Genomic DNA, 17,733 nt, shown 5'->3' with positions numbered 1-17,733 from the left:
TATCAGTGATCGGCCACCTGATCGGTTTCGGACAGGCCCACCCAAGCCAGCACAGGTTTCAGATCAATCCGTTCCATGAAGCGCTCGCCACTGTCTTGCCAGTTCCTGGCATCGTTCAAGTCGTCGGGCGCGATGGGTTCATTGTCGTAGGTCCCTTTGCGAAACCTTTCGAACTCTTCGACGAAAAGCTGTGGGTCAGGGCCAGAACGGGCCAGCTGCGATCGGTTCAATTCGAAAGTCCAAGTCACCAGATTGCGCTGGCCGACGTTGATGGCCACGGCAGGCGCACCCGAAGGCAAAGTGTCGTCCGAGGACAGGGCAAGCCGCGTGGCGACCACCGAGCGGCCTTCGGCGTCCTGGCTGCGGGACAAGACGGTAAACCGCATCTTGGGGATGGCGTTTTCGGTATCTTTTTTCCCGTCGCTGCCATGGCGGCGGGTGGGGGCGGGGCCGCTGACTTGAACCTTCACGCCCCCACAGCCGTTCGGTCGCAGCATCACGCTGCGGTCGGGCATCTGCTGCGCCCATTGCACGACGGGGCTGGAGCAACGCCGTTCCGGTTCGGCATAGGGTTGATAACGCACCAGGCCAAACCGGATGAACGCATCGGGCGCAGACGACTCCGTCAGGTCAAGATCGACATACCACAGCTCGCGTTCCGGATCGAAACGCGGCGTCAGGGTCAGCAGCGACACCATCAGCCGTTCCGGCTCGGCTTGGCCGGCAGACGGCTCGGAGACCGGCATCAGCACCGATGGCACAAGCTTTACCCCGGGATCGCCGCGGGTGAAGTTGCGAAAATCGCCCGGCCTCAGGAAGAGGTTCATCTCTTCGCCCCCTCCGCGCACCGGGTCCCCGCCCCGCCGCGAAACGAACCGACCGCCCGGGCCAAGATCGCTGTCGCGGAAGTCCTTCAGGATGGCAATATCCCCATCGGGCAGCAAGACCCCACCCGGCGGCGGCGCGCCGCGGTCGTCGCCTTTGTCCACAGGGCCCTTGACCAATTGCACCGGAGGCCAAAGCACGATGCCCAGGACTTCGTCCGGCCCTGTCGTAAGCAAGCCGCGTTTAAGTTCAAGGCGCATCGCGCCCCGGCGTGTCGTCACAAGGCGCCAACCCATCGGCTCAGGAGTCAACATCACCGGTTCCCGGACGAAGACCGGCACCTGTCCCATGGCCACGACCGGGCCGGGAGGACTTGCCGAGGGGATCGCGAGTTCCTGCGCGGCAGAAAAGTGGCTTTGCTCTTTGGGCGACAGGGGCTGGGCTTCGATCATCTCGCCCAAAAGATGGCCTGTGACCGACTGCTGGTCGAACCAGGGATCGAACCGACCGACGATCCGGTCGATGGTCGTCAGGCGCGGAGCGGTCCGGGCGATGGCATTGGCCCGGATCTTCATCCGCCGGGCTTCGGGTCCGGGAAAGAGATGGCGATGCGTCACCCTTCCGCTGGTCGCGGGATCGGCAGTGCCCAGGAAATAGGGCAAGAGGTCAATACGCCCGGTTTCATCCCCAAGGCTAAGCGGAAGATCGTCGATCCGCAGCAAAAGCACCTCCTGTTCCGGCAAGGTGACGCTGTGATCGGGCGCGATTTCAAAGCCGAAGATATCCAGACCCTTGCGAAACGCGGGCGGCTGCCGCGTGCCGGCGGTCCAGGTCTGGCGCCGCAGGCTGACGGGCCAGGTTCCTGCGATCTTCATGTCGCGCGAACGCCCCCTGTCGGCGGAATCGAAGGCATCACTGGCGGGAAGCACGCCCTTGCCCCAGATTTCCAAGGCCCGGGTTGTGGCCAGATCAATGCGAACCGTGCCGCCGATCACAAGGCCAGTTTCCTTGGGGTCGGGACGCGGCAGGTCCTTGGGAAAGGCCTCGGGCGAGGATTTGATCTTGGCGCGCCAGGCATAGAGCGGGATATCGGATGCGCTGGCAGAGGGTTGCGGCACCTTCAGGGCAGGATGGTCAAGATGCGACAGACCGGGCTTGACCTTGAAGGACGGCGGCGTGGCGACTTGGTTCGTCGCATGGGTCAGGGTGATCGTCTTGACCGCCGAAATCTGAGCCAGGGGGTGTTGTCGGTGGAGTTTGGCCACGACGTCACCGATGGAAAGCAACACCTTGGTCGAGGGCGCCAGCGCGCCACCGGGGGCCACATAGGCAAAGCCTGTCTCATCGGCGCTGGTGCAAAGCTCTTTTTCAAGCATGCCGGCCAGATTCGAACCCAGCAGATTATCGGCGTCCTCGCGACATTTGGACAAACTGCGCTCACCGTCCAGCGCCTTGAAATCAAGAACGGTGCCGAGGCTTTGCAAAATGGCGAAATTCCGCGCGAGGCTTTCACCGGTCGGTGCCCACCAAAGATCGACCTCCCAGCTTTCCCCCGCATTCATCCTGATTTCGACGTCAAGGGCATGGTCACGACTTCCCTTGCGGATATCCCCCTCAAGGGAAGCATCGAAGCCTGTCTTGGCTGGCGATTTCTGGCCCTCGGACCAGATGATCGCAGTCTCTTCGCCAGGCTTGGCCGGCTTTAGTGTCAGCAATACGGGAAGCGGTTCGTCTGTAGGCCCTTTGCGCACATCACAAAGCACGGTTTTACAGGCCTTGCTTTGCCCCGGGCGGCGCAGGGCGATGACAAGGGTCGCGGCGCAAGGATCGGGAAACCAGGTGCTGGTCTGTCTATACCCCGCGTTCCGCCAGATTGCGTCGCCCTTCACCTCTTCGTCGGCCATGCGGGTTGGGGGGGCGTCGACCGAAGTGCGACGATCCAGCAGGAACTTGCGGCCGCTGATGCCCTTTTGATAGCGCGTCACCGTGACCGGAAAGCTTTGGGTCGGCCGCGAGAAGGTCAGCTGCGGATAGGCGCCGGAAGGCTGCTCCTTGCCCTCGTGACTGTCAAAGGCGCCGTGGCGGACATATTCATCCTGTGTGATGGTCGGCACCAGGATCAACCGCTGACACAGCGAAGGGGTTGCCCGCGCCGCAAGCTGTTTTTTGGCGCGCAGGCTGGCCTTTGGCTGTGTGGGGTCGTCAGAGGCAGGCTCACGCGTGGACCGGATCACCATCTCCGACGCGGCCTCTGCCCCCATCGGCCCGTTGGTTCGCGTCGCATGGCCAGAGGGCAGGAGGATCACCGGAGCGTCGATCCGTGCATGGCGCAAAAAGCGGACATAGGGTCGATACACGCCCCCCATCCCTGTCCCCGCCCCGGTCTGGGCGGCAACAAGCGCCTTGGCCGGCGGAAAGAACAAGTCGTCCGCCGTCTCGACCAGATGTTCCAAGGGCAAAGAGGCGCCCCCCGAAAAGACCGGCGTCAAGCACAGGCGATAGGCCTGGGAATACCGCAGGCGAAAGGGGCGATAGGGTTCGCGCGTGGGCAAGGTCAGAGAGCGGCCAAAGGACAGCACATCTTCAACCGGGGAATTGGGGTCGCGTGGGGCCGAGCAATCCACCCCCATGGGGGCCCCGGTCCAGACCGAGAAAAGCTGATCTGCAAAGGCAAGGTGCCCCTCGGTCCCGCTGAATGGGGAAGCCATGGTGCGCGTCGCCTGGGTCGTGAAGGTGGAATCCAGCGCGATCCTTCTGGCACTGTCCGAAGGGCCAATCAGGTGCTTCAGGGCGATTTCGACCGCATCGCGGTTCGGATCACCCGAGGTCCCGAAGGTCTGGATACGGGCCATCAAAGGCCGCCAGAGGGTGACATTCGGCGTCTGGCTGGGGCAGCCGACGTAAAGCCGCTGGCCGATGGTCAGATCCTCGGCATCAAGGATGACAACGCGCGTCTGGCCATCGAGCAGGCAGTGGGCCACGGGACTGTCGGCCGCCGGGTCGCATTTATGCTGATAGGAGGCAAGCTTGTTCACCAGCTCTTCGCAGGTGTGACGGTTGACCAGCGACAGGCCTGCGGTGTGAAAGGTGGTCGCTGCGCTGTCAGTGGCCAGCGGATCATCCGGGTTCACAGCCAGGCTGCGCGCCCGGTTGCCCGATATCGCTGCCCGCACATCCAGCGTGGTGATGTCGAAGCGGCGCGGCGAGCAATTGTCGCCGATCGCCCCGTTCGACAGGACCGTGATCGCATCGAACTGGGTCAGCGTTTCGGGCCTGGGTTCACCGCCTGTCACCCAGTTCAGGACCTCGGCCGAGGTGACGGGCCAGAAGTGCCAATGGCTTTGACCCTTGATGATGCGCTTTTCAAGCTTGCACAGCGTGACCAGGATTTCGTCCTTGCCCAGAGCTTTGCACCAAATATAGCCATAGGGTTGCTGGTCGGCCCCCATTGGCACCTTGAAATCCAGATCGACTGCAAATTGAAAGGCCCGCGCCAGAGAGGGCGTCGATTGCAGGGTGTGGAAGGCCTGTTTGGCATGGTCCAGCGCCAGTTCCAGTGCCGGGTCCAGCACCACGATGTCCGAAGTCTTGCCGGCCACCCGCTTTTTGGGCTGGGTCTCTCCGTGCTGCGGCCAGGTCGCAAGCTCTTCGCGGGCAAGCAGACCGTTCACCTGATCCTTGAGCCCGGACCGGGTGGCGGCCGTGAGCGCATCCATCTTGGGCGGACGGCAGTTGTCCGCCGCCGAGACGCCGCAGCGGCGCATCCCCCGAAGCGCAGCCGCATTTTGATCGCAAGAAAGCTGAAGGCTGTCAAAAATGGCCTTCTTGATGGACTCCAGCCTTTCCATGCGCATGGCTTTCAGCGCATCAGCAGGGGTATAGTCTTCTTTTACCGCCTTTAGCACCTTCGCCCCGGCGCTGGTCCCGTCCGGCACGGGGGCGGAGGTCGTGACGGCGGCCACAGTCGAAGCTTTCGTGCCGCTGATCGTGTCCAACAGCTCCAGGGCCCGCTGAGTTTCCAGCACGACGGCAAGATCGGCATGGGGCACTTCGACCACGTTGACCGTTTGGGGGGTCTCGGTCGTGGTGGCGGGAATGATTTGCCCGGCGTCGCCAAGCACCCCTTCTGCAACTTGCGTGCCCGTGGCGGGTGCTTCGGCCACCTTTGGGGATGTCTCATCCAGTGCGGTCCGCAGCTGCGCCCAGATGGTGCCACCATACGGGTTCGGAGCGATCGTGCTGACCCAAAGCTTGGTGAGCTTTTCCGTCTGCGATTTCGGCAAGTCGGTCTTGCGGATATCCGTGATCACCTGGCTATCCGGGTCAAGCCTCGGGAGCTCTGTTCCCCGGCCGATGGGCTGGAACCGGAGGTCCGGCGGGTTGGCCTCGCGCCAGTCTGCCATATCGGTGGGCCAATTGCGCAGGTTGATGGCGCCCCCCATCGCCGGCATTGGCGAAAACAGCAGCGTAGCCTTCAACCTGTCGCCCGTTCCCCCGCAGGGGATGACGCGAATCCTGGGCACCACACCGAAATCGCCCGTCTGATCCTTGTCCTTGTCAGAAGCCATCGGTCACCACCTTTTCCCGGGTGAAGTAGCTGTCATAAGTCTTCCAATCCTGGCCTTGGCAGACTGTCCCCGTCACGATATGGGCTTTGTGGACGGGCGCGCTGTCACCGCCGGCAACCAGATGGCGCAAAGCCAGGTCCACAGCGCGGCCAAGAGAGGCCTTGCGCCCGGGGCCACCACCGCCGCCACCGCCCGACACCTCGCCATTGCTGGAGCTCTCGGAATAGCCCTCTTCCTCCGATTTTTTCATGCGGACCGAATAGCGGAAATCGGCAAAGCCCATCGAGAAGCTGAAGTTGAAGATGGCCTCGCCTTTCATCCGCCCGTCGATCTGTCCCATGCGGACCATCAGCGAGGCCCCGAAAGAGAAGACCCAGATCTTGGCATCGCCCCCCAGATAGAAGGTCGCGGTGATTTCGGTCAGCTTCTTGTTCAGCGTCTTGTCTTCAAAGGTGCGGACATAAAGCCCCGCCATGGCGCGCCCCTTGCCCACCAAGGGGCCGAACTTGAAGATCGCGGCACCGCCGAATTCAAGCTGCAACTCCATGGACCGGATGCCATCCGCCGCGGCTTCGACCGCAAAGAAACCCGAACCGCCCCAGGGCAGGTAAGACACGGTGAAAGGCGACTCGCGCGTGCTGAGGGCCACGCGGAACGTGGCGTCGCCATCGCCAAAGGGCAACAGCACCGAACATGACAGGGCGACATTGGCGAAAGCGACCACGCCCATGGAAAACTCGCCGATGTTCAGCCGGTAGCCTGCCTCAAGCCGTGGGGGGGAAAGCTGGATGTCGACATAGGCGCCCGAACCCTCCGACGGGTTCATGATGTCTTGCAGCGGCTTGAGGAACTGCATCATCGGGCCGATTTCATGGCCGAGGTATTGCAAGTCGAACGTGGTATTCTGCCCGGAACCGGCCGAGAATTTCGCCCCGCCGAATTGCAGCGTCAGGGCCGTGAAGGCATTGCCCACCAGAACGATGTTGAAGGCCCCCAGCGTGCCCCCGGCACGAAACCTCATCGGTTTGTTGTCCAGCAGCGAAACACGGACCTCGCCATAGACATCAAGCCTGGGACTGCCCACCGGCACCAAAAGCCCCCCGGTGGCCGTGGCGACCTCTGTATCGGGCAGTTCCAGCGACGTGCCATGTTTCAGCACGACTTCGACGGGCAAAAGCGCCTTGATGTGCTGTTCGATCATGGCGCGCACTTCGGCGAGGTCGATCAGCTGCAAGACCTCGCCGCGCAGCAACGAGCGCAGAGCCGTATCCAGCCTGTCGAAAAGATACAGCGGCGACGACCGGCCCTCGCCCGCCCATTCACGCAGGAAGACCGGCAGGAATTCGGAGAACTTGTCCAGGCCTGCGGCATCGGGCGGCGGCAACTGCCGCAGCGCCTCGGTGTCGATGTCCAGCTGGTCGGCCTCTTCTGGCAATTCAAGTTCTTTGGCCAGCGCTTGGCGTATCGGGTCTGGAGCGATGGTCAGAGCCTCTTTCCCAAGCAGGGCCAGGCCGTTCTTTTCGGCTTGATCTATGATCTCCTGTCGGGCGGCCTGGATGGTTTTGTAAACACTGGCCAGCGTCATCGCCTGTTTGCCCGCGAAGGACACCTTGGCCTGCAGCACCTTGGTGATGACCGCGGCCAGCTCTTCCGTGGATTTCAGGACAGCCTGGGTCAGCGACCGGATGATCTCGTCGCGCAGCGTGGCAAGCGCGTCATCGACCTTGTCCTGAACTTCTTTCAGCCGGCTTAGGATGGGACTGAAATCCAGCTTTAGGGTAGCACCCGACGGATTGAACTCCACCATCAGCTTTCTGACCGCGTCGAGTGTCACCTTGGCGGTGGAGTCGTCCAGCAACGCCTTCGATTGGTTCGCGGCCCTTTCAAGCTTGTTTTTCAGAGTCGAGACATCATTGATTGCCGCGTCCAGAGTCTCGACCTTGACCCAGTCGCCCTTTAGCTTCTTGATGTCCTCCAGCGCCTTTTCGATCTTCTGCGTGACGGCGAGACCGTCTCGCAAAAGCGGGTCTGCGATGCTCAGTGTGCTGCGGGGCAGGTAATTGGCAAACTTGTCGACCTGATCAAACAGCGCACGTTTTGGCCATTTGCCAGCAATGGGCTTCAACAGCGCGGCCAGTCCCCCGACCCCCAAAGCGGCCTGGACCAGGGGCGAGTTGGCAAGCGTTTCAACGGCCGAAGACAGCCCTATCAGGCTGGTTTCGCTGCGGGTCAACATCTCCTTTCTTTGAACAAGGTAAAGGTCGATGTCCGTCGAGAGGCTGCGAAGGCTACCAACGTCCCCAGGGGTGGTGCAAAGAGTCCCTGCCGCGTCGATGGCGTCGGAGAGGCGTTTTTGCAGGGCCTGGGCCGCAAGACGCTCGGTGCAAAGTGTGGTAAAAAGCTGGCGGGCGGACTGTTTGACAGCGTCGATGGGGTCCTTGATATCGCCCAGGGCCTTGAGCGCATCCTTGATCGCATCCTTTTCGGACTGCGAGAGTCGATTGGCGTCAGACTCCAGCTTCTCGATCGCAGGCTTGGCGTCCAGCATGGCGTCATGAAGCTCTGCCAGCGCCAGATGCAGGCTTTCTGTGCCCGGCTTCGGGGCGGGCACAAGTTTACTGTCGAGACTGCCATTGGCCGTGATCTTGAAGGGCAAATCGGCGAACAACTTCAGGTCGCCCACATCCAGCGTTTGCAAAACCGGCGAAAGAGCCGCGTTGCACAGCGCGGTCAGACGGTCGACACCGGGGCCGCCGAAAAGCGCGGAAAGATCGGCGGCGGCGATCAGTGCGCCCCGCACATCCCCAGCCGTGAAGGCGGTCTGGAGCCTCTTCGCCGCATCCGCCACGCGGGACACCATGCGCCAGCGGGGCAAGCGCTGGTCAGTGACCACCCGGCGCAGCGCAGATGGGCTGAAGTCTTGCAGCGCTTTGATCTCTGCCACGAGGATCCCGGCGATGTCTTTGACTTCCGCGTCCAAAAGCAGGCCCAAATTGGCTTCTGCGTCTTTCAGGCGCCTCTGAAGGCTGGTGGTCAGTCGGTCAGAAACAAGCGGACCGCTGCCCTCAAGACCCTGGGGCGCCTTGGAGTCGAGGAAGGTTTGAACCAGATCTTCCGGCGTGCCCTCCGAATTCGCCAACACATGGGCGAAGAAGGCCACGGCATAGGGCCGCAAGTCTGAAGCTATCAATGTCAGCGGCTCCAGGGCCTTGTTCAGTGCTTCCTTTTGCGTGCCAGTAAGGCCCCAATCCGCCGGGATGGAGACGGCAAGGACGAGGTCCGCCGGGACGATCTTTTTGGCCAGCCATCCCGGCAACGCCGTGATGAGATCTTGGACGGCCTCACGCAGCTGGATGAACAGGCCTTGCACCAGGGTTTCGGCAACCGATTTGAAGAAAGCGCCGATCTCGTCCAGCTGCGTCTGAAGGGCCAGGGAGAAGCGCTCGACCGGATCGGAAAGGACACGCTGGATCGCATCAAGGAAGCGGCGGCCGGCCTCATAGACCACGCCCATGCTCATGGCGAAGGCGATGGCCTCGGTCTCTTGCATACCGCGTCGCAGGGCGGTTTCCAGATCGGTCAATCCGGCGTCGAGTTCAGGGAAAATGTCGGCCAGAGTGACATTTGCAACCACAGACTGACCGGCCAGCGCGGATTGCCTGGCCTTCAGCTTGGCATCGACCGCGGCCCAGGTTGCGCGGATATCCACCACGGCCTGAAGCAAGGGTCTCACAAGGCCATTGCGCAGATCGGCGACGGTCTGCTTGGCGCCCTTGTCGCCCTCTGCCATGCCATAGCGCAGGAATTCGGACATCTGGTTGGCGGCCTGACCCACTGAAGGCAGGCTGGACAGGACATTGATCAGGTCCGATATCTTTATGACGCCCATAAGCTTTGTATCGCCAAAAGCGCCGGACAGGGCTTCCCTGTGACGGGTCACTTTCCCGGGTTCGCCCGTTGGCGGCGGGGCGGGCTGGTTGGCAGGTTGATCCTCCAGAAGCCGGGACCAGGCCGGGAATGTGCCAGCAGGTACCTCATTGGGTAACTTTTCTTTCCAGAAGATCAGCCCGCGGCTGCGCGACAGGCCCAAAGGATAGCCCTGGGGCCGCACCATGCCGCCGACCCGGTCGCCGCTGTCGCCGACCCCCTGTTGACCGGCCCCCAGCAAGTCGAGGAAGATTTCCGCCCCCCGGCTCTCCGGTTTGTCGTCCTTGCCAAGAGGCGGCAGGCCGGTTTGCAGATAGCGGCCATCCAGCATGGCGTCGAAAGGGTCAAGCGCCTTGCCCGTGATACGCTCAAGCTGCCGCAAATGGACCCTGGCCTTTTGCAGGACCGGATAGAAGGGCGGCTGATTGGCCCCCAGCAGAACCGGCGTGGACTGGTAGTTCTCGTGCGAGAACGTCACGGTGTTGTCAGTGGTGTTGATCTGGGGCGGCCCCGCCTCGCGCCCGCAAACCGACAAGACCCAGGACTCGGTTTCCAAAGAGGCGGAGCCCGACTCCCTTTCATCGGCGTAGCGCATCTTGCGGGAATTCAGCTGCATCCGCCGCGTGTCGTCGTCCTGCTTGCGGTAATAATCCGCCAACTTGGACAAGGCCCCTGCATCACTGGCCAGAATGTTATCGACATAGATCAAAGGAAGATCGGTCTGCACGCCATCCAGGCTCTGCTTGAAGCGCAGCGTCCCGGCCGAGGTCGGCATCATCCGCGGCCAGAAGGCCATGCCATCCCCACCCAGCCCATCAATCCGGCCATTCGCGGTCACAGAAAAAGCCTCGCCCTTTTGGCCCTCGGTCGGATCGACGAGATCGGGCGTCACGGTCGTGATGATCGCCGCCAGGCGCACGGGAAAGGTCCGCCCATTCAGGGGCTGCCCCGGGGCGCCGAACTTCTTTTCGCCATGCTCGACACTGATGAACCGGCGCTTGTTGGTATAGGCCCGGATTGGCCAGGGCCCGAACGCGCCAGCCGTGCGGTCCTCGAGGAACACGCGTTCCGTGGACTGAACATAAGAGCAAAGATGCCCCGTGGGGAACAGATAGCCGCGCGACAAGGTTACGGTTTCAACATCGCGCCCGATTTCGATCCAGTGGTGATATTTCTCCAGATTGGTGCTTTCAGTGACCCGCACGCCCTTCAGATTCATGGCGCCGACGATGGGCTGAAACTGCGTCGTGTGCAGCAAGCTTCCCCCAAGGGTCGAAAGCATCAGGTAGACGACGTTCAGCGTGCGGGGCACATAAAAGGCGCTGCCCGCCCTGAGATCCAGAAGCATGTCACGCGGATCAGGCTCGGCCTGCGACGAATCCGCGGCAAGCAGCATGTTCGTGTCGCGCCGGCCCTCGACCGGAAGCCCCCAGACCGAGGACATGAGAACGATTTCAAAGCGCTGCCGGGCATCCAGCCCAGTGACGAAGCGCTTCACATCTTCGGACACCGGTTGCTTATTCAGCCGGTCGCATAGGACGGCAAAGAGCGCCGAGAACCTCTTGCGGCGTTCCGGTTCGGGACCAGTTTCCAAAAGCGCCTTGCAGAAGGCAGCGTCGTCCTTGCCCTCTGCCAGGGCCTTGGCCTCTTCGTCCCCCAATTCTTTCGCGGCCGTGACGGGGCTTGTGAACTCTGTTGGGACCGGGCCGCGCGGCAGGAACCAGGGCGCGAATGATCCCGCGGGCGGCGGCGCCCCGATGTCAAACAGCGGGTCCTTGCCCTGCGCTTCCTTGACCTGCCCTTCCAAACGGCCAAGATAGCGCAAGAGGAAATCGGGGTTGAAGTCCGGCGACGCAACGGCACGAAGCCCATGCGTATCGTCACCCGTGTAGAGCCGCGCGCTCCAGAGCCTTTGCGGCCGCGGTCCCCATGCTTGGCCCGGCCGAGTGGAGTAAACGTCATCCGGGACCGCTGTTTCGCCCTGGAAGACCCCGTTCTGGCTTGGCGAAAGGATCAGGCGGGTGGGCAGTTCGATCGCAGTCTCGAAGTCGCTTGGCTCTTTCAGGATGGCGCGGACCTTGGTCAGCCATTGCGTGGAAGTATAGGGGCCTGGGTCGGCGGGATCGTGAAAGCCCAGCAGATCTAGCATGGCGCCATTGTTCAGGTTGACCTGGCGACGAGAGGCCCGGTCGACCCGCCCTGCCTCATCGGGCGTATAAGCCACCCTTGCCCGGTTGATGACGGAAAGTTCCATGTCACCGAAGCGGGTCAAGGCCTCCAGGGTGAAGGCAAAGGTCTTGCGGCGCAGGCCGGGACGGTCAAGATTTGCCAGGCGTTCGGGGCTTGGATCAGCTGGCAGGGCAAGCAGGGTGGAGTCGGTTTCCAGACCGGGCACGGCAAGCCGAGCCGCCAGGACACCATCCCGACAGCCGATCCGATAGGCCAGGCGCGAGGGTTTCGACAGATGTCCCCGCATCAGGCCGCCTTCTGCTTCTGGATGCGCAACGAACTCTAAGAACGCGATCCATTTGCTCTGCGCCTTTTTCCACATGGCGCCCCAACTGGGGATATTGGTCTGGCCAGACCAGGGCGGCAGAAATCCGGTGACGGCCCACCAAGAGACCTCGGTGACAAAGGTCGACGGCGCGGCGTGACCCGAACTGATCTCTGACACGGCGTCTTCGCGATACCATGCCCGGAAATCGGCATAGAAGGGCACGGAGGCCTCAAGCATCCTCTCGATGGCGCTGTCCAGTTCGAACAGCTGGTCCCGGGACAGCGCCGTCCGATCCTGTTTATTCAAGAGCTCTTCGGCCCTTGACGTCACCTCTTTCAGCGCGGCCTTTGCGGTCTCTTGGACCGCAGCTTCTGCCAAGGTTCGGGCAAGCCTTCGCGCAACCGCCATGACATCGGCGCTCATGGCGAACGGACCAATATAGGTCCTTTCGTCCTTGGGGTAAGGCTTGGAGTTCAGTCGGTCAGAGCGTCGCGACAGAGCCCAGCGAAGCTTTTCGGCAAAGGTCTTGAAAGCGCTGGTTTGCGGAACGGCGGCCTTTTCCGCGATGATTTTGCGTTCGTGGATTGCCTTGCGGAATACGATCCTTTGCGCTTGACCCGGCAGGCAATTCAAGGCCCTCACGATCTCGGTCCGGCTGTTCAAGTCGATTGGCTTGCGCCCCTCGGCCGCGTCGTCGAACACTTCGCCACTGCGCAGGCAAAGATAGGCCTTCTGCTTGGGAAGCTCCACATCCGGAGGTATGGGATCGGTGCGCTGGGACAGCGCGGTTTCCATCAGATGCTGGGGCGGAAATTCGACGACAAGGATCGGATGCGTGTCCGCTCGGGTCTGGTGAGACGCGCCCGAAACCACCGGAGCAAAACATCGGTCGTTCAGGGCGACAAGCTCGGTCTCCTTGCCGTCGCAGATCAGGTAGATATCCGAAAACCGGAAGGCCAACCCAAGATTGCCCGCGACCCGGCGCGCCTTCAGACTAGCGCGGGCAAGGTCGATTCGGGCTCGCGGCTGGCCGCCCGTCTCACCCAGAAGGATCAGGCTTTCCAAGGAGGAGTCGGGCGGCTGTTCGCTGTAAAGCAGGGTAAGATCAGTGGGCTGGAACCGCAGATCACTGTAATCCGCATCCGGCAGCGCAAGCCCCAAACCCGTCAGGCGCGTGCGGATTTCAATGAAGCGCGTTTGCATCCGCAACGTCTTGCCGGCCTGCCACGTAGCATGAAACGTCAGCGGCGGCCGCGCGCCGGGCTCGAAGGGGTCGGGTGCGGAATCGGTCTTCGTGGCGGGCAGGATTTCGGCTTCCAAAGGGCCGATCGGGCTTGCTGCGGTCGATCGGGTGGCTGTGCCCGGCCCATTGCCCTCGATCGTCAATGTTCCGCCGGGCAAAAACGGTTCGCCACGACGATAGGCCGGGTCTGTCTCGGTCCGGGCAACAAGGCGCAAGGCTTCGACCGTGAAAGGCCCCGCGCCTTCGGTTGCCGAGCCGGTCACGCGAACGCGTTCAGCCGGCAAGTTGATGGCCATCCGAACCACATGGGGCCCCTCGGCATCCGCGTCGAACCTTTCGGCGCGCAGGTAGAGTTGGGCCGACTTGTCCTTATCGTGTGCAGAGGGCTTGTGCAGGTCGACCTGCAAGCCCGGCCCGACATCCGTCAGGGTCAGACTGCGATCATCGTTGCCCGGGGCCGGCGCAAATGCCACGTCGCCAACGGCTTCCAGATGGAGGCGGCGGACCAGTGTGGCGCCCGCGGCGTTCTCGGATCGAGCCCAGGCCAAATCGAGCTTGCGCAGGATAAGCCCGGGGATCAGCGCCCGAAGGCAGGGCGGGTCCGAGTCCCTGGGGGGAGAAATGGTCCAACTGGCGTCCTTGTTGAACGCAATCTTCAATTCCTGATTCCGCCGGTCGCGCGGCACGGCGATCATACTGTTGAACATCAACCGGAACGTATTGCTGACCCGGGCCGCCGGCAGGACCTCGGCCAGAATTGTCGGACGGCCGTCCGCAGCGTCCGGTTTTTTAGGATCTTCTGTTAGAAAATCTTCAAGTTGGACAAAGCGGAGGTCCCCTTGCGTTCTCCGGTTGCCATTCCTGTCAAAGGGCTCAAGGCTGAAGGCGTTTTCTTGATCGGGGGCCTTTTCGCTGCTCCACAGGTTGGTGTTCACCCCGACACCGATGCGATACTCCGGCTCGGTTCCTTCGGTGGCGCCATCTTTTGGCTGCTGCAGCAATTGCGTGAAAATCAGACTGAACTTGCGCGGCCTGGCCCGTCCCCAACTGGCATTGTCCACGCGAAGTTCGATCAGGAAGGGTTTCCCCGGACGAACAGTGGGTTTCTTCAATACGAACGTGGCGTCTGGCCCGAAACTTTCGGTCTTGAGCGTCCAGCCAGGGCTATCCGGGATCGGAGATTTCTGGGCCTGCTCTGAATCCGCATTCGGAGGGACTTTGGGCAGAACTTCTCGCCGCAATGGCTGGATGCGCAATTCGGTCCGATCTTCGTTCCAACTGAACGCGATGTCGAACTCTGTGAATGGCGGCACCTCGGCGGCAAAAGCGCCTGAGGCCATCGTGACGGCTTGGCTTAAAGGCGCCGCCACAGATCCGCCAAGGAATCCTCGGCGTGTCATGGTTAACGGCCCGGATGCACCAATTAACTTCCCGGACTTTTCGCGCGGTCCCATCAAATAAATTCTCCATGCCGGAGATTGATGAGATGAGGTTATCCAGCCTTCATGAAGAATCAACTGTTTTCTTGGGGACGGAGCGGTCGACCGGAAGGTGGATTGGGTTTTCCGCGGTGTTCATTGCCTTTGGTTTGTTATGTTCTGTTGCGTCTGGTTTATTGGTATTCGGTTTGTTGGGGTCTTGTGCCGGCGCTGAAGCTGGAAGGTCTCTATGACGCGATTGCCGAGGGTCTGCGGACGCCAGGGCTCAAGGAGCGGCTGGAAGGACTGGAAGCACGGCTCAAGGAACTGGGCGCGGACTTGGAGGCCCCTGCCCCGTCGCCTGTGCGGTTGCACCCGGGGATGGCGGAAGCCTATCGCAAGCGCGTTGGCGAACTGAGCGAAGCCCTGCGGGACCCTGAGCTGCGGGTTGAGGCCTTGGAGATCAGCCAAGGTCTGATCACGCGTGTGACGGTGACGGCGAAGGAGGATGGCGTGGCCCTAGGCCTGGAAGGTTCTTTGTCTGCCTTGATCGGGCTCGGCCAAGGAGCGATTGGCACGAATACCAAAAGCCACCCGAAGGTGGCTTGGTATGGCAGTTCTATGGTTCTGGTTGCGGGCGCGCGCAGCCGCCGTACCCAACCTGAATTGCGGTGCTAACTTTGACCTTTTGTCTTCTGCACTCTTCTGCGGAAGCTCGACTGAGCCCGATGTTGTCAAAGATGATCCGAACTCAGCGTGTGCAGGCGTCCATAGTGTGCCTGCATATCCGGGCTTGGCAAATGCCCTGTTGCCATCAGGCCCCCCCAAAGGCCCTAGGACCGAACCCGCAGCGCGGCCACGACGGCTGTGAAAACGGCCGAATTCTGATTGCGGCTGGGGTAATACAGAAAATAGCCGGGAAAAACCGGGCACCAGTCCTCTAGGCACGCAACAAGTGTCCCCTGTGCCAGGGGGGCAAGCACCAGGTCTTCGGGGACATAGGCGATGCCGTGGCCGTCGATTGCGGCCTGCACTGCCGCGCGCGAGGAATTGAAGGTCAATTGCCCCTCGACCCGCACCCGCATCTCTTGACCCTTGCGGGCGAACTCCCAGGCATAGGTGCCGCCATCGGCCGAGTGCCGGAAATTGATGCAATTATGCGTCATCAGGTCACGCGGGGTTTGCGGCGGGGTGCGGTCTGCGAAATAGCTGGGCGCGGCGACGGTCAACAGCCGCCAATCCGGGCTGACACGGACGGCGATCATGTCCTTTTCCAGCGCCTCACCCAAGCGAATCCCTGCGTCGAACCCCCCTTCGACGATGTTGCGGTGACTGCTGTCGATATGCAGCTCCAGTTTCAGTCCCGGATGGGCTGCCAGCAAAGGCGCCAACCGCGGCCAGATCACCCAGTCCAGCGAATGATCCGACACGGTCAGCCGCACCTGTCCCGAAAGCGCCTCGGTCTGGGCCATCATCTGCGCCAGATCGGCCTTCATCGCGTTCAACCGGGGTTCCACCGCGGCCACAAGCTTTTGCCCCACATCGGTCAAGGCCACGCTGCGCGTTGTGCGGGCCAAAAGGCGCAGGCCCATCCTTGTCTCCAGCCGCTTGATCATGTGGCTCAGCGTCGATTGTGCGATCCCAAGCTGAGCCGCCGCGCGGGTAAAACTTTTCTCGCGCGCCAGCACCAGAAACCATTCGAAGTCGTTCAGGTCGAAATCGGCCATTCATGCCCCCGGATGATAGGATCAAGCGATACTACCCGTCTAATTCAAAGCAATCACCTCTGATAGACTGCCCCTGCGCCAGAGCCGCCTCACATTTTGGTCAACCGATGAAGATCGCCTTTTCCTTTGCCACCTACCGCTTCACTGCCTCGCTTTTCGCCAATCCCGCGGCGCAAGAGCTTGTCATGATGCTGCCCTTGGACCTGTCGATCGAGGATTACGGGTCGAATGAAAAGATCGCCTATCTGCCCGCCAAGCTGAAGGCCAAGGCGGAACCTTTCGACAATCCGCGGATCGGTGATCTGTGTTACTACATGCCTTGGGGCAATCTGGTCTTTTACTACGACAGCTATCGCTATGACCCCGGCCTGTTGCGGCTGGGGCGGTTGGATGACGGCATCCAGCCTTTGATGACCCGCGGCACGCATCCCCTGCGCGCCGAGAAACTGCCCTGACACAGGAGACCACCATGTATGCCACCGTTCTGCACGGCCCCGGCGATATCCGCTATGAAAGCGTCGATGACCCCAAGATCCTGAAGCCCACCGATGCGATCATCCAGCTGGCCGCGACCTGCATCTGCGGGTCCGACCTGTGGCCCTATCGCGGGTTGCAGCCGATGGATGCGCCCATGCATATGGGCCATGAATACTGCGGCTATGTGGTCGAAGTGGGCTCCGAGGTCCGGACCGTCAAGAAGGGCGATTTCGTCGTGGGCTCCTTCTGCCTGTCCGACAACACCTGCCCGCATTGCGAGTTCGGCTTTCAGTCCTCTTGCGTCCAGCGTGAGTTCATGTCCGGCGCGCAGGCGCCCTATGCCCGCGTGGCTTTGGCCGACGGGACCCTGGTTGCGACGAAAGAGGCGCCTTCGCCGGGTCAGATCGTCGACCTGCTGGCCACCTCGGATGTCTTGGGCACCGGTTGGTTTGCCGCCGATGCGGCCGGGGTCAAGCCCGGCGCGACCGTGGTTGTGGTGGGCGATGGCGCGGTGGGGCTGATGGGCATCCTGGCGGCCAAGGAAATGGGCGCCGCGCGCATCATCGCCATGAGCGGCCATGCCCCCCGTCAAGCCCTTGCCAGCTATTATGGCGCGACCGATATCGTGGCGGAACGCGGGGCCGAGGGCATCGCCCGGGTGATGGAGATGACCAAGGGCGTCGGCGCCACCTCGGTGCTGGAATGTGTGGGCAATCAGGCCTCGATGGATCAGGCTTTGGCCTGTTGCCGTCCGGGCGGCACGGTCGGTTTTGTGGGCGTGCCGCATGGGATCAGCTTCTCGGGCGAGCAGATGTTCTTTGCGCAAAAGCGGATGCTGGGCGGCCCGGCCCCGGTGCGCCGCTTTTTGCCCGACCTGATGGACCGCGTGCTGTCTGGCCGCATCCAACCTGGACGCGTCTTTGACATGGATATCCCGATTGCCCAGGTGGCCGAGGGCTACAAGGCGATGGACGAGCGCCGCGCCATCAAGGTCCTGCTACGCGCATGAGTTTTGCGGGGGGCGAGACCCAGTTTCTTGCCCCCCGCTCTT

The 17,733-nt window shown here is 62.1% G+C and carries 7 protein-coding genes; 4 read left to right on the top strand and 3 right to left on the bottom strand.

Features of this window, described 5'->3' with window-relative positions:
* Positions 1–2: 2 nt before the first annotated feature.
* Both NX862_RS05070 and NX862_RS05065 read right to left on the bottom strand, forming a co-directional pair.
* Positions 3–5,393, bottom strand: a complete 5,391-nt coding sequence (locus tag NX862_RS05070; RefSeq protein ID WP_264492803.1) for a hypothetical protein — start codon at positions 5,391–5,393, stop codon at positions 3–5.
* Entirely contained in the window at positions 5,383–13,533 is an 8,151-nt protein-coding gene (locus NX862_RS05065; protein ID WP_264492802.1) for a hypothetical protein, read from the bottom strand. The genes NX862_RS05070 and NX862_RS05065 overlap by 11 nt, the downstream gene beginning before the upstream one ends.
* 366 nt (positions 13,534–13,899) lie before the next feature.
* Here NX862_RS05065 and NX862_RS05060 point away from each other — a divergent pair, with 366 nt between their 5' ends.
* Positions 13,900–14,259 carry a hypothetical protein gene (locus tag NX862_RS05060; protein ID WP_264492801.1) on the top strand — a complete coding sequence of 120 codons (360 nt, stop codon included), beginning with the start codon at positions 13,900–13,902 and terminating at the stop codon, positions 14,257–14,259.
* 306 nt (positions 14,260–14,565) lie between these two features.
* Positions 14,566–15,156 carry a hypothetical protein gene (locus tag NX862_RS05055; protein WP_264492800.1) on the top strand — a complete coding sequence of 197 codons (591 nt, stop codon included), beginning with the start codon at positions 14,566–14,568 and terminating at the stop codon, positions 15,154–15,156.
* 155 nt (positions 15,157–15,311) lie between these two features.
* Here NX862_RS05055 and NX862_RS05050 read toward each other — a convergent pair whose 3' ends face one another.
* Positions 15,312–16,205 carry a LysR family transcriptional regulator gene (locus NX862_RS05050; protein WP_264492799.1) on the bottom strand — a complete coding sequence of 298 codons (894 nt, stop codon included), beginning with the start codon at positions 16,203–16,205 and terminating at the stop codon, positions 15,312–15,314.
* A 107-nt stretch (positions 16,206–16,312) separates the two neighbouring features.
* On the opposite strand from NX862_RS05050, the gene NX862_RS05045 reads away from it, so the two are divergent.
* Both NX862_RS05045 and NX862_RS05040 read left to right on the top strand, forming a co-directional pair.
* Positions 16,313–16,660 (top strand): cyclophilin-like fold protein, encoded by a 348-nt coding sequence (locus NX862_RS05045; protein WP_264492798.1) that lies wholly within the window; start codon positions 16,313–16,315, stop codon positions 16,658–16,660.
* 14 nt (positions 16,661–16,674) lie between these two features.
* The gene (locus NX862_RS05040) at positions 16,675–17,691 is read left to right on the top strand and encodes a zinc-dependent alcohol dehydrogenase family protein (protein ID WP_264492797.1); all 1,017 of its coding nucleotides are present in this window, start codon (positions 16,675–16,677) and stop codon (positions 17,689–17,691) included.
* Positions 17,692–17,733 lie beyond the last annotated feature (42 nt).

Origin of the sequence: Stagnihabitans lacustris (genome assembly GCF_025950525.1) — a bacterium.
GTDB lineage: Bacteria > Pseudomonadota > Alphaproteobacteria > Rhodobacterales > Rhodobacteraceae > Stagnihabitans.
Note: the sequence above shows the minus strand (reverse complement) of the source record. Positions and strands in the feature narration are given on the sequence as shown.